This window comes from Arthrobacter saudimassiliensis (assembly GCF_059090665.1).
Map to the genome: position 1 here is coordinate 71,579 of NZ_JBNHFX010000002.1, position 13,451 is coordinate 85,029.

9 protein-coding genes are annotated in these 13,451 nt (G+C 71.7%); 5 read left to right on the forward strand and 4 right to left on the reverse strand.

Features of this window, described 5'->3' with window-relative positions; translation table 11 throughout:
- Window positions 1-39 precede the first annotated feature (39 nt).
- From AC5RV6_RS07605 to mmsB, 5 genes are all read left to right on the forward strand, one after another.
- Window positions 40-3,444 carry a pyruvate carboxylase gene (locus tag AC5RV6_RS07605; protein ID WP_494006711.1) on the forward strand — a complete coding sequence of 1,135 codons (3,405 nt, stop codon included), beginning with the start codon at window positions 40-42 and terminating at the stop codon, window positions 3,442-3,444.
- Window positions 3,445-3,531: 87 nt separating this feature from the next.
- Entirely contained in the window at window positions 3,532-4,938 is a 1,407-nt protein-coding gene (locus tag AC5RV6_RS07610; RefSeq protein ID WP_494006712.1) for a mycothione reductase, read from the forward strand.
- 97 nt (window positions 4,939-5,035) lie between these two features.
- Window positions 5,036-6,595 carry a CoA-acylating methylmalonate-semialdehyde dehydrogenase gene (locus tag AC5RV6_RS07615; protein WP_494006713.1) on the forward strand — a complete coding sequence of 520 codons (1,560 nt, stop codon included), beginning with the start codon at window positions 5,036-5,038 and terminating at the stop codon, window positions 6,593-6,595.
- Window positions 6,592-7,722, forward strand: a complete 1,131-nt coding sequence (locus AC5RV6_RS07620) for an enoyl-CoA hydratase/isomerase family protein (protein ID WP_494006714.1) — start codon at window positions 6,592-6,594, stop codon at window positions 7,720-7,722. The genes AC5RV6_RS07615 and AC5RV6_RS07620 overlap by 4 nt, the downstream gene beginning before the upstream one ends.
- Window positions 7,719-8,603 carry a 3-hydroxyisobutyrate dehydrogenase gene (gene mmsB / locus AC5RV6_RS07625; RefSeq protein ID WP_494006715.1) on the forward strand — a complete coding sequence of 295 codons (885 nt, stop codon included), beginning with the start codon at window positions 7,719-7,721 and terminating at the stop codon, window positions 8,601-8,603. Before AC5RV6_RS07620 ends, mmsB begins: the two co-directional genes overlap by 4 nt.
- Window positions 8,604-8,673: 70 nt before the next feature.
- Here mmsB and AC5RV6_RS07630 read toward each other — a convergent pair whose 3' ends face one another.
- From AC5RV6_RS07630 to AC5RV6_RS07645, 4 genes are all read right to left on the reverse strand, one after another.
- Entirely contained in the window at window positions 8,674-10,317 is a 1,644-nt protein-coding gene (locus AC5RV6_RS07630; RefSeq protein ID WP_494006716.1) for a fatty acyl-CoA synthetase, read from the reverse strand.
- Window positions 10,318-10,428: 111 nt separating this feature from the next.
- Window positions 10,429-11,043, reverse strand: a complete 615-nt coding sequence (locus tag AC5RV6_RS07635; RefSeq protein ID WP_494006717.1) for a maleylpyruvate isomerase family mycothiol-dependent enzyme — start codon at window positions 11,041-11,043, stop codon at window positions 10,429-10,431.
- A 13-nt stretch (window positions 11,044-11,056) separates the two neighbouring features.
- The gene (locus tag AC5RV6_RS07640; protein WP_494006718.1) at window positions 11,057-11,569 is read right to left on the reverse strand and encodes a MarR family winged helix-turn-helix transcriptional regulator; all 513 of its coding nucleotides are present in this window, start codon (window positions 11,567-11,569) and stop codon (window positions 11,057-11,059) included.
- Between the two features lie 97 nt (window positions 11,570-11,666).
- Window positions 11,667-13,403, reverse strand: coding sequence for an AMP-binding protein (locus AC5RV6_RS07645; RefSeq protein ID WP_494006719.1), 1,737 nt, complete (start codon window positions 13,401-13,403; stop codon window positions 11,667-11,669).
- Window positions 13,404-13,451: the final 48 nt, after the last annotated feature.

Consider the following 13,451-nt stretch of genomic DNA (forward strand, 5'->3'; position numbering starts at 1 on the left):
ACACTGCGGCCTCCCTGCCGCCAACGATGCAGGAGAGCAATGTTCTCGAAGATTCTGGTCGCCAACCGCGGTGAGATCGCCATCCGGGCCTTCCGCGCCGCCTATGAGCTCGGCGCGAAAACCGTCGCCGTGTTCGCCTATGAAGACCGAAACTCGATCCACCGGCAGAAGGCCGACGAAGCCTATCTCATCGGCGAGAAGGGCCACCCGGTCCGGGCCTACCTCGACGTGGACGAGATCATCCGCGTGGCTCGGGAGGCCGGCGCCGACGCCATCTACCCCGGTTACGGCTTCCTGTCCGAGAATCCCGGACTGGCCCGCGCGGCCGCCGAGGCCGGCATCACCTTCATCGGGCCGGCCGCCGACGTGCTGGAACTGGCCGGACACAAGGTGCACGCCCTCGACGCGGCCCGCAGCGCCGGCATTCCCGTGCTGCGCTCCACCGCGCCGAGCGCAGATCCGGAGAAGCTGCTCGCCGAAGCCGAGGAGATCGGCTTCCCGATCTTCGTGAAGGCCGTCGCCGGCGGCGGAGGGCGCGGCATGCGCCGGGTCGACACCGCCGAGCAGCTGCCCGAGGCCCTGGCCGCCGCGATGCGTGAGGCCGACACCGCCTTCGGCGATCCCACCGTCTTCCTGGAGCAGGCCGTCCTGCGCCCGCGGCACATCGAGGTGCAGGTCCTCGCCGACGGCGAAGGCAACGTCATCCACCTCTTCGAGCGCGACTGCTCCCTCCAGCGCCGCCACCAGAAGGTCATCGAAATCGCGCCGGCCCCGAACCTGGACGAGGGCATCCGCCAGGCGCTGTACCGTGACGCCGTCGCCTTCGCGAAGTCGCTGAACTACGTCAACGCCGGCACCGTCGAGTTCCTGGTCGACACCGTCGGCGACCGCGCCGGCCAGCACGTCTTCATCGAAATGAACCCGCGCATCCAGGTGGAGCACACGGTCACCGAGGAGATCACCGACGTCGACCTGGTGCAGGCGCAGATGCGCATCGCCGCCGGCGAGACCCTCTCCGACCTGGGCCTGGTCCAGGAGGAGCTGCAGATCCGCGGCGCGGCCCTGCAGTGCCGGATCACCACCGAGGACCCGGCCAACGGGTTCCGGCCCGACGTCGGCAAGATCAGCGCCTACCGCTCCGCCGGCGGCGCCGGCGTGCGCCTGGACGGCGGCACCGTCTACGCCGGCGCCGAGATCAGCCCGCACTTCGACTCCATGCTGGTCAAGCTCAGCTGCCGCGGCCGCACCTACCCGATGGCCGTGAACCGCGCCCGCCGGGCGCTGGCCGAGTTCCGGATCCGCGGCGTCTCCACCAACATCCCGTTCCTGCAGGCCGTGCTCGACGACCCGGCGTTCGTGGCCGGCGACGTCGCCACCTCCTTCATCGAGGAGCGCCCGGAGCTGCTCGGCGCCCGGGCGTCCGCGGACCGCGGCACCAAGATCCTGAGCTGGCTGGCCGACGTCACGGTCAACCAGCCGCACGGCGCCCCGCCCACCGAGCTGGACCCGGAGGCCAAGCTGCCCGCCGAGCTGCCCGAGGTGCGTCCCGGCTCCCGGGACCGGCTGCGGGAACTGGGCCCGGAGGCCTTCGCCGCCGAGCTGCGGGCCCAGACCGCGCTGGCGGTCACCGACACCACCTTCCGTGACGCCCACCAGTCGCTGCTGGCCACCCGGGTCCGCACCCGGGACCTGCTTTCCGCCGCTCCCGCCGTCGCCGCCCTGACCCCGCAGCTGCTCTCGGTGGAGGCCTGGGGCGGGGCGACCTACGACGTCGCGCTGCGCTTCCTCGGCGAAGACCCGTGGGAGCGGCTCACCTCGCTGCGCGAGGCGCTGCCCAACATCTGCATCCAGATGCTGCTGCGCGGCCGCAACACCGTCGGCTACACCCCCTACCCGGTGGAGGTCACCGAGGCGTTCGTGCAGGAGGCCGCCGACGCCGGCGTCGACATCTTCCGCATCTTCGACGCCCTCAACGACGTCTCCCAGATGGAGCCGGCCATCCGGGCGGTGCGCGCCACCGGCACCGCCGTCGCCGAAGTGGCCCTGTGCTACACCGCCGACATGCTGGACCCGGAGGAAAAGCTCTACACGCTGGACTACTACCTGGGCCTGGCCCAGCAGATGGTCGACGCCGGCGCCCACATCCTGGCGATCAAGGACATGGCCGGGCTGCTCCGCCCGCCGGCCGCCGCGAAGCTCGTCACCGCGCTGCGCGAACGGTTCGACCTGCCGGTGCACCTGCACACCCATGACACCGCCGGCGGGCAGCTGGCCACGCTGCTCGCCGCCGCCGAGGCGGGCGTGGACGCGGTCGACGTCGCCAGCGCCTCGCTGGCCGGCACCACCAGCCAGCCGGCCGCCTCCGCACTGGTCGCCGCCCTGGCCCACACCGAGCGGGACACCGGCCTGGACCTGGCCGCGGTCAGCGCCATGGAGCCCTACTGGGAGGCCGTGCGCCGCGTCTACGCACCGTTCGAGTCCGGTCTCACCGGGCCCACCGGCCGCGTGTACCTCCACGAGATCCCCGGCGGGCAGCTCTCCAACCTGCGCCAGCAGGCCATCGCCCTGGGGCTGGGGGAGCGGTTCGAAGCGATCGAGGACATGTACACCGCAGCGGACCGGATCCTGGGCCGGCTGGTCAAGGTCACCCCGTCCTCCAAGGTGGTCGGCGACCTGGCCCTCCAGCTGGTCGGACAGAACGTGGATCCGAAGGAGTTCGAGGAAAACCCGCAGGACTACGACATCCCCGACTCGGTCATCGGCTTCCTCAACGGTGAGCTGGGCGACCCGCCCGGCGGCTGGCCGGAGCCGTTCCGCAGCAAGGCGCTGCAGGGACGCAAGATGAAGCCGCGCGACGTCGAGCTCACCGACGAGGACCGCGCCGGGCTGGCCGCGGACTCCGCCGAACGGCGCCGCACCCTGAACCGGCTGCTGTTCCCCGGCCCGGCCAAGGAATTCGACTCGGTGCGCAGCACCTACGGAGACCTCTCCGTCCTGCGCACCCGCGACTACCTCTACGGGCTGCAGTACGGCGAGGAGCACGTGGTGGACCTGGAGAAGGGCGTGCGGCTCATCGCCACCGTCGACGCCGTCTCCGAGCCCGACGAAAAGGGCATGCGCACGGTCATGACCACCCTGAACGGCCAGCTGCGCCCGGTGCTGGTGCGGGACCGCAGCGTGGAGACCGACTTCAAGGTCGCCGAGCGCGCCGATCCGGGCAACCCCGGCCACGTCGCCGCGCCGTTCGCCGGAGCGGTCACCGTGACGGTGAAGGAAGGCGACACCGTGGCCGCGGGCGACGCCGTCGCCACCATCGAGGCGATGAAGATGGAGGCCTCGATCACCACCCCCACCGGCGGCACCGTGCAGCGGGTGGCCCTGACCGGAGTCTCCCAGGTCCAGGGCGGAGACCTGATCGTCGTGCTGGAGCCCGAAGGCAGGTAACGCGGGCGGGCAGGACATTCCGCGGGGCGGTACGGCAGCAGCCGTACCGCCCCGCGGCCGTCTCCGGGCCCGGACTAGACTGAAGCCGTGACCCACTACGACCTCGCCATCGTCGGCTCCGGCTCCGGCAACACCCTCATCACCCCCGACTGGGACGGGCGCAAGGTCGCCCTGATCGACGGCGGAACCTTCGGCGGCACCTGCCTGAACGTCGGCTGCATCCCCACCAAGATGTTCGTCTATCCGGCCACGCTCGCCGCCACGTCGGCCGAAGCCGGCCGGCTGGGCGTCGAACTGGCCCACACCGGGACCCGCTGGCGGGAAATCCGCGACCGCATCTTCACCCGGATCGACGCGATCTCCGACGGCGGGCGCCGTTACCGGGACGAGGAGCTGGAGAACGTCACCCTCTATCCGGAGTACGCCCGGTTCACCGGACCGCACGCGCTGGAAACGGCATCGGGGCAGCGGATCAGCGCCGACCAGATCGTCATCGCCGCCGGCTCCCGGCCGTTCGTCCCCCCGATCCCCGGCATCGACCTGCCGCAGGTGCACACCTCCGACACCGTCATGCGGGTCGACGAGCTGCCCCGGCGGATCCTGATCCTCGGCGGCGGCTACATCGCCGCGGAGTTCGGGTTCATCTTCTCCGCCCTGGGCAGCGAGGTCAGCATGGCGGTGCGCTCCGGCTTCCTGCTCCGCGGCCAGGACCAGGCCGTGGCCGAACGCTTCACCGTCGAAGCGGAAAAGCAGTGGAACCTGCTGCGCCGCCACGAAGCCCGCAGCATCACCGCCAACCCCGACGGATCAGTCCATGTGGTGCTGGACGCCCCGGGGCAGGTGACCGAGCTCGACGTCGACCTGGTCCTGGTGGCCACCGGCCGGGTCCCCAACACCGACCGGCTGGCCACCGCCGCGGCCGGCTTCGACCACCACCCGGACGGACGGGTTGCCGTGGACGAGTACCAGCGGGTGCTCAGCGGCGGCCAGCCGGTGCCCGGCCTTTGGGCGCTCGGGGACGCCAGCAGCGAGCACCAGCTCAAGCACGTGGCCAACCACGAGGCCCGCGTGGTGGCCCACAACCTGGTGCATCCCGACAACCTGCGCCGCAGCGACCACCGCTTCGTGCCGGCCGCCGTGTTCACGCACCCGCAGATCGCCGCCGTCGGGCTCACCGAGGACCAGGCGCTGGACTACACGGCCGAACGCGGCACGCATCTGGCCCTCGCCGTGCAGGAGTACGGCTCCACCGCCTACGGATGGGCGATGGAGGACACCACCGGGTTCGTCAAGCTGCTCGCCGAGCGCGAGACCGGCAAGCTGCTCGGCGCGCACATCCTGGGCCACGAGGCCTCCATGCTGATCCAGCCGCTGATCCAGGCCATGTCCTTCGACCAACATCCGCTGGAGGTGGCCCGCGGCCAGTACTGGATCCATCCGGCGCTGACCGAGGTCGTGGAGAACGCACTGCTCTCGCTGAACCTGGACGGCTGAACAAAAGGGCCGAACGGATGGGCCCGCCGCTCTGGCAAATTGCTAGGACATCCAACTAGTCTGTGAACTGAACCACACCGACAGTTCAGGAGCATCGATGTCCAGCCACCAGTCCACCGGCACCATTGACAATCCGCAGCCCGGAGCGGACGCCGCGCCCGCCCTGGCCCACTACGTCGGCGGACGCCGGCAGGAGGGAGCCTCCGGCCGCTTCGGCGACGTCTGGGATCCCAACACCGGCCGCGTCCAGTCGCGCGTGCCGCTGGCCTCCGCCGCCGAGGTGCGCGCCGCCGTCGACGCCGCCGAAGCGGCCCAGCCGACCTGGGCGGCCACCAACCCGCAGAAGCGCGCCCGGATCCTGGGCCGCTTCGTGGACCTGGTCCGCGCCGACATGGACAACCTCGCCTCGCTGCTGTCCGCCGAACACGGCAAGACCCTCGCCGATTCCCGCGGCGACATCGAACGCGGGCTCGACGTCGTCGAATTCGCCATGGGCGCCCCGCACCTGCTCAAGGGCGAGTACAGCGACAGCGTGGGCCCGGGCATCGACACCTACTCCATGCGCCAGCCGCTCGGCGTCGTCGCCGGCATCACCCCGTTCAACTTCCCGGCCATGATTCCGCTCTGGAAGGCCGGGCCCGCCATCGCCGCCGGCAACGCGTTCATCCTCAAGCCCTCCGAGCGGGACCCTTCGGTGCCGCTGCGCCTGGCCGAACTGTGGGCCGAGGCGGGCCTGCCGGCCGGCATCTTCACCGTGGTCAACGGGGACAAGGAGGCGGTCGACGCGCTGCTGGAGGACCCGCGCATCCAGGCCGTCGGCTTCGTGGGCTCCACGCCCATTGCGCAGAGCATCTATGCCCGCGCCACCGCCAACGGCAAGCGAGCCCAGTGCTTCGGCGGTGCCAAGAACCACATGCTGGTGATGCCCGACGCCGACCTGGACCAGGTAGCCGACGCCCTGATCGGCGCCGGCTACGGCTCCGCCGGAGAACGCTGCATGGCCATCTCCGTCGCCGTTCCGGTCGGCGAGGCCACGGCCGACGCGCTGGTGGCCAAGCTGAAGGAGCGGGTGGAGCAGCTGCGCGTGGGCACCTCCACGGACCCGGACGCCGACTACGGCCCGCTCGTGGGCCGGGACGCACTGGAGCGGGTGCGCGGCTACATCGGCATCGGTGAAGAGGAAGGCGCCGAGCTGGTGGTGGACGGCCGGGACTTCAGCCTGAACGGGCACGAAGACGGATACTTCATCGGCCCCTCCCTGTTCGACCGGGTCACCCCCGAGATGCGCATCTACCAGGAGGAGATCTTCGGGCCGGTGCTTGTGGTGGTCCGCGCCGCCGACTATGAAGAGGCGCTCCGGCTGCCCAGCGAACACCGGTTCGGCAACGGCGTCACCATCTACACGCGCGACGGCGACGCCGCCCGGGACTTCGCCTCCCGGGTCAACACCGGGATGGTCGGCATCAACGTGCCGATCCCGGTGCCGATCGGCTACCACACCTTCGGCGGCTGGAAGGCCTCCGGCTTCGGGGACCTGAACCAGCACGGCCCCGACGCCTTCCGCTTCTACACCAAGACCAAGACCGTCACCGAGCGCTGGCCGTCCGGCATCAAGGACGGCGCCAGCTTCATCATGCCCGCCGGAGACCACTCGTGAGCGCAGGCACCCCGGCCGAACTGCTCACCGAGGTCCGCGGCCGGGCCGGCGTCATCACGCTCAACCGGCCGCGCGCCATGAACGCGCTCACCCACGGCATGGTGCTGGCGATGACCGAGGCGCTCGAGGCCTGGGCCCGGGATCCGGCGGTGGACCTGGTGATCGTCACCGGCGCGGGGGAGCGGGCGCTGTGCGCCGGCGGCGACATCGTGGACCTGTACTACGACGGCTTCGAGGGCGGGCTTGGCGGCGCGCGCATGTGGGCCGACGAGTACGCCCTCAACCACGCGATCTCCGACTATCCGAAGCCGTACGTGGCCATCATGCACGGGCTCGTCCTGGGCGGCGGAATCGGCATCTCCGCGCACGGCTCGCACCGCGTGGTCACCGACAGCACCCGGGCCGGCATGCCGGAGACCGCGATCGGTTTCGTTCCCGACGTCGGCGGCACCTGGCTGCTCTCCCGCGCCCCGGGCGGCATCGGCGCCCACCTGGCCCTGACGGCGGCGCACGTGGGCCCGGGCCGGGCCATCGAAGCCGGCCTTGCCGACAGCTACGTGCCCGAGGCCGACCTCCCGGCCCTCATCGCCGAGCTGGCGGCCACCGGCGACGCCGCGGTGATCGACCGGTTCGCCCGTCCGGCACCGGATTCCTTCGGGGATGAGCGCGCCGTGCTGGACCGGGCGTACGCTGCGGACACGGTGGAGGAGATCCTCGCGGCGCTGGACGCCGAGGAGGCCCCCGTGGCCGCCGACGCCGCGCAGCGGATCCGGCGCAACAGCCCGCTCGGGTTGAAGGTCACCCTGGAATCCCTGCGCCGGGCCGCCGGCCGCGGACTGGCCGACGTGCTGGTCACGGAATACCGGGTCTCCTGCCGCTTCCACCTCGGGCACGAACTGAGGGAGGGGGTCCGCGCGCAGGTGATCGACAAGGACCGGCAGCCGCGCTGGGAGCCTCCCGTGCTGGAGGAGGTGGACCCGGGCGAAGTGGCGGGATACTTCGAGCCGCTGGACCATCCGCAGATTCCGGAGCTGGACCTCCGGCCAGCCGACGTCGGCCCCGCCCGTGTCCAGGCGGAGCCGGCCGGCGGCACACCATCGGAAGCAACCGCAGGGAGCCGGGCATGAACATCGCCTTTATCGGACTGGGCAACATGGGCGGCCCGATGGCCGCCAACCTCGTCAAGGCAGGCCACCGGGTGGCCGGCTTCGATGTGGTGCCGGAGGCCCTGGAAAAGGCCCGCGCCGCCGGCATCGAAACCGCCGCCACCGGTGCAGACGCCGCGGCCGGCGCGGAAGTGGTCATCACCATGCTGCCCGGCGGCCAGCACCTGCTGGACGCCTACGAAGGCGGGCTGCTGGCCGCCGCGGCGCCGAACACCCTCTTCCTCGACTGCTCCACCGTCGACGTCGCCGACGCCCGGGCAGCACGGGAGCTGGCCGTCGCCGCCGGCCACCGCGGGGCGGACGCCCCGGTCTCCGGCGGCACCGTGGGCGCGGAGGCGGGCACGCTGACCTTCATGGTCGGCGGCGACGAGGCCGACTTCGCGCAGGCCGAACCGCTGCTGCAGGTCATGGGCGCCACCGTGGTGCACTGCGGCTCCTCCGGCGCCGGACAGGCCGCCAAGGTGTGCAACAACATGATCCTGGGCGTCTCGATGATCGCGGTCAGCGAGGCGTTCGTGCTCGCCGAAAAGCTGGGCCTGAGCCACCAGGCGCTGTTCGACGTCGCGTCCCGTTCCAGCGGCCAGTGCTGGGCCCTGACCACCAACTGCCCCGTGCCCGGGCCGGTGCCGGCCAGCCCGGCGAACCGGGACTACGCGCCCGGCTTCATGGGCGCGCTGATGAGCAAGGACCTGCAGCTGGCCCTCAGCGCCATCGAGGCCACCGGCACCGCGGCCGAGCTTGGCCCGCTCGCGGCCGGCATCTACCGCCGGTACGCCGAGGAAGGCGGAGCACAGACCGATTTCTCCGGCATCATCAACACGATCCGGGAGGCCTCGGCCTGACCTGCGCAGGGCCCGCGCCGCCGTTCTCAGGCGGCGCAGGCCCTGCGCGGATATCCGGACGGGGTTCAGCTCACGCGCGCTCGGCCCGCAGGGCCCGCTTGAGCAGCTTGCCGGACTGGTTGCGGGGCAGTTCGGCGACGAAGTCGACCCGCTTCGGCACCTTGTGCCCGGCGAGCCGGCCCCGGACGTGGGCGCGCACGGCCTCCGCCGTCAGGGCCGCGCCCTCCTTGAGCACGACGACGGCGGTCACCGCCTCGATCCAGCGCTCATCCGGCAGCCCGATCACCGCAGCCTCGGCCACCTCGTCCAGTTCGTAGATGCAGTCCTCAATCTCCCGCGGTGCCACCAGGACCCCGCCGGTGTTGATGACATCCTTGATCCGGTCCACCACCTGGATGTACCCGGCGGCGTCGCGGGTGACCTGGTCTCCGGAGCGGAACCAGCCGTCGTCGAACGCCGCGGCGGTGGCCTCCGGGTTGTTCCAGTAGCCGATCAGCAGCTGCGGGGAGCGGTACTGGATTTCGCCCGGCTCCCCGGGCGCCGCCGGGGCGCCGTCGGCGGTCATCACCCGGGCCTCGACGTGATAAACGGGCCGCCCGCAGGACGCGGGCCGCGCCTCATGCTCCTCCGGGCGCAGCACGGTGCACAACGGGCCCAGCTCCGACTGCCCGAAGCAGTTGTAGAAACCGATCTCCGGATAGCGCAGGCGCAGCCGCTGCAGCACCGTCACCGGCATGATCGAGGCACCGTACTGCGCCTTGGCCAGCGAGGAGAGGTCACGTGCCGCGAGGTCCGGGTGGTTGCTCAGCGGTACCCAGACCGTCGGGGCAAGGAACAGGGAGCCGATGTGCTCCTCCTCCACCAGGCGCAGGATCTCGCCGACGTCGGGCCGCGGGATGATCCGCACCGCGGCGCCCAGGGCCAGGTAGGGCAGCAGGAACACGTGCATGGCGGCCGAGTGGTACATCGGCATGGCGATCAGCGGGCGGTCCTCGGCCGTGAGGTCCAGGGCGATGATCGCCGAGACGTACTCCGCCAGCAGGGCGGAATGGGTCATCATGGCGCCCTTGGGCGCGGAGGTGGTGCCGGAGGTGTAGAGCAGCTGCACCACGGTGTCCCCGGGGGCAGGCGCTGCAGCGGCTCCGACGGGACCCGTCCCGTCCTGCTGCGCTGCGTCGGGGCCGCCTTCGGCGAGGGCGGTCTCCAGTACGGACGGCTCCCCGCGGCCGCTGCCCGGGAACATCGGCCACACCGGCCCGGCGGCGGGGACGCGCCCCGTGCTCCGGACCTCCTCGACCAGCGGCAGGAGCGCGGTGTCTGCGACCACCAGGGCCGCTCCGGAATCCTCCAACAGGTAGGCGAGTTCGTCGCCCTTGAGGGCGAAGTTGACCGGCACGTGCACCATCCCCGCCTCGGCGCAGGCCAGGAACAGGATCAGATACGCATCGGAGTTCGCCCCGAACGCCGCCACGCGGGACCCGGCCGGCAGTCCGGCGTCCAGCAGCCGGGCGCGGACCCGCTGCACCGCGGAGCCCAGCTCGGCGTAGGTCCAGCTGCGGTCCTCGAACCTGACCGCGGTGGCCGGGCCGCTGCGCGCGACGCTGCGGCGCAGCAGTGCTCCGATGGTGTCGGCGCGGGGGTCAGGTACCGGAGCGGCGGCCGGAGCGGGTACGGTGCCGGAGGCGGCAACGGGACTGGGATCGGTGACGCTCATGCGGGTCCTCTCGCTGCGGAGTGTGGAACGCAAGGATCTCCAAGGATCCGCGCCTTGTCCAGAGGCCGCCGGGCGGCGGAAGCGGCACCGGCCGCGGGAGGACGGGGTTGGTCAGGAGCCCTGTGCGGGAAATCCCGGCACCCGGGCGGGGCGCCCGGAAACGGCCAGCAGGATCTCCACGGCGTCGGCTTCCACCACTCTTCCCTGCCCCCAGCCCCGCCCGCCTGCCGCGTCGACCAGCCGGAGACCGGCGGCCCGCTCGCGGCCGCCGCCGAAGGCGACGGGGGTCCGCAGCTGGTAGCTGATGGCCATGGCCACCGCTTCCGCCGGATAGGATGCAGCGATGCCCAGCGGGCGGCGGATGTCCTCGCCGTGGACGAATGCCTCCACCAGCCGGGTCGCCGGGTTGGCCGGGGGAGTGCGGGTGAGGGTCACCGCCCGGCGAAAGGCGTCCAGGGTGGCCTCCGGATCGGCCTGCCTGCGGCGTTCGACGCCGCGGTCGTTGGCTCGGTCAAAGTTGAAGCGCGCCGCCGCGAGCCCGGCTAGGAACCGCATGCGGCCCGTCTCGGCGGTGTCCAGGAGGTGGGCCAGCACGTCGTGGATGTCCCAGCCGGGGCACAGCGAGGCCGTCCGCCACTGCGCGGGCGCCAGGCCGGTGAGATCCTCGGCAAGCCGCAGCCGCTCCTGGTGGACCGTGGCCCAGACTGACCGGGAGGCCCCGAGCATGGTGATCCTCCCGTCAGGTCTGGGTGAAGTCGCCGGCCTGCTGCCGGAACCTGCGCAGGATGCCCGTCAGGAGGTCCAGGTCCTCAGCGGTGAGGCCGATGTCGGCGAAAACCGCGTTCAGGTCTTCGGTGGCACGCCGGGCCACATCCCGCCCCGCGTCGGTGATCGCCACCAGCCTGCTGCGTCCGTCCGCGGGGTCCGGCCGACGGTGGACCAGCCCCGCGGCCTCCAGCCGGTCCACGGTGTTGGTGACCGAGGTGGGGTGCACCTGCAGCCGGGCGCTGAGCTTGGACATCGGCAGCCTGCCCGTCCGGGTGAAGCTCAGCAGGGTCAGCAGTTCGTACCGGGAGAAGCTGATCCCGAACGGGCGCAGCGCGGCCTCGATGCGGGTGAGCATGATCTGCTGGGCCCGCATCACCGCCGTCACGGCCTCCATCCCGGGCGCCGCATGCGCCCAGCCGTGGTCCTCCCACTGGCGGCGTGCCTCGGCGATCGGGTCCATCGGCAGCGGGCGCGTGGCAGTCATCGGGGGTCCTCAGGGGGTGGGCGGCGGGCACGGCATCGCGGCAGCGCCGCGGACAGCTGGATTCTACCGTTCCGGGCACCGCCGGCGCCGGTCCGTCTCACTCCCTGAGCCCCACGACCGGGGTGTCCGAAAACTCCCGGCCCTCCGTCGGGCGGCCCTCGGCGTCGTGCAGCAGCTGTTCCCGGGCGCGCAGCTCCACCCGCCGGATCTTCCCGGAAACGGTCTTGGGCAGTTCGCGGAACTCCAGCCGGCGGATCCGCTTATACGGCGCCAGGTGCTCGCGGCAGAACGCCAGGATGTCCTGCGCGGTTTCGGCCGTCGGTTCCCAGCCGGCGGCGAGCACCACGTAGGCCTTGGGTACGGCCAGCCGGATCGGGTCGGGGGAGGGCACGACGGCGGCCTCCGCCACGGCGGGATGTTCGATCACCACCGACTCCAGCTCGAAGGGCGAGAGGCGGTAGTCGGAGGCCTTGAACACGTCGTCGGCCCGGCCCACGTAGGTGATCACGCCGTCCTCGGAGCGGCTGGCGACGTCGCCGGTGTGGTAGAGCCCGTCACGGAAGGCCTCGGCGGTCTTTTCGGCGTCGCCCCAGTATCCGGGGGTGAGGCCCACCGGCCGCGGATCCAGCCGCAGGCAGATCTCGCCCTCGTCGCCCTCCTCGCCGGTGGCGGGGTCCACCAGGACGACGTCGTAGCCGGGCAGGGGCCGGCCCATGGACCCCGGACGTACCGGCTGCCCGGGCGTGTTGGCGATCTGCAGGGTGGATTCGGTCTGGCCGAACCCGTCACGGATCTGCGTGCCCCAGGCCTGCTCCACCCGGGAGATCACCTCGGGATTGAGCGGCTCGCCCGCGGCCACGAGCTTGGCCGGCGGGGTCGCCAGCTGCGTGAGGTCCGCCTGGATGAGCATCCGCCATACCGTGGGCGGGGCGCAGAAGCTGGTGACGTGCTCGCGCTCCATCTGCGCCATCAGGGCCCCGGCGTCGAAGCGCGTGTAGTTGTAGAGGAAAACGGTGGCCTCGGCGATGAACGGGGCAAAGAAGTTGGACCAGGCGTGCTTGGCCCAGCCCGGCGAGGCGACGTTGAGGTGAACGTCGCCGGGCTCCAGGCCGATCCAGTACATGGTGGACAGGTGGCCGATGGGGTAGGACGTGTGGGTGTGTTCGACCAGCTTGGCCTTGGACGTGGTGCCGGAGGTGAAGTAGAGCAGCATGGTTTCGTCCGCCCGGGTGGGAGCGGTGGCGGTGAAGGCGGAGTCGAAGCCGTCGGCGGCGGAGTAGGACAGCCGCGGACGGGCCTCCTTCCCGTTCCCTCCCGAGGGAACGGGAGCGTCACCGACCACCAGCAGCCGGAAGTCGCCGGGCACCGCATCGAACTTGGCTGCGTTCGCCGCGTCGGTGAGCACCCACGACGCGCGGCCGCGCTCCACTCTGTCCGCAAGGTCCGCCGGGCCAAGCATCACGGTGGTGGGGATGAGCGGTGCCCCGATCTTGATGCAGGCCAGCATGGCCTCCCACAGCTCGACCTGGTTCCCCAGCATCAGCAGGATCCGGTCCCCGCGCTCGAGGCCCAGGGAAAGCAGCCAGTTCGCCACCTGTCCGGAGCGCCCGCTGAGCTGCCGGTAGGTCATCCGGGCCGTCGAGCCGTCCTGTTCGGCGATGACCAGGGCGTCCTGCGTGCCGCGTTCGCCGGCGGCCACCTGATCGAACCAGTCCAGGGCGAAGTTGAACTCCGCCGGACGGGGCCACTCGAAGCCGTCCCGGGCCGCGTCCGGATCCTCCCGCAGCGCCAGCAGGCGGTCCCGTGCCGCGCGGAATTCCGTGGTTGCCGTCATGCCGGTACCTCTTTCGTGCCGCCGGCCGCCGTGTTGCCGGCAATTGAC

Excerpts from the sequence above, each read along its gene's own strand:
- AC5RV6_RS07640 (WP_494006718.1), bottom strand. The coding sequence starts at position 11,569 with ATGACTGCCACGCGCCCGCTGCCGATGGACCCGATCGCCGAGGCACGC.
- AC5RV6_RS07645 (WP_494006719.1), bottom strand. The coding sequence starts at position 13,403 with ATGACGGCAACCACGGAATTCCGCGCGGCACGGGACCGCCTGCTGGCG.
- AC5RV6_RS07615 (WP_494006713.1), top strand. The coding sequence starts at position 5,036 with ATGTCCAGCCACCAGTCCACCGGCACCATTGACAATCCGCAGCCCGGA.
- AC5RV6_RS07605 (WP_494006711.1), top strand. The coding sequence starts at position 40 with ATGTTCTCGAAGATTCTGGTCGCCAACCGCGGTGAGATCGCCATCCGG.
- mmsB (WP_494006715.1), top strand. The coding sequence starts at position 7,719 with ATGAACATCGCCTTTATCGGACTGGGCAACATGGGCGGCCCGATGGCC.
- AC5RV6_RS07630 (WP_494006716.1), bottom strand. The coding sequence starts at position 10,317 with ATGAGCGTCACCGATCCCAGTCCCGTTGCCGCCTCCGGCACCGTACCC.
- AC5RV6_RS07635 (WP_494006717.1), bottom strand. The coding sequence starts at position 11,043 with ATGCTCGGGGCCTCCCGGTCAGTCTGGGCCACGGTCCACCAGGAGCGG.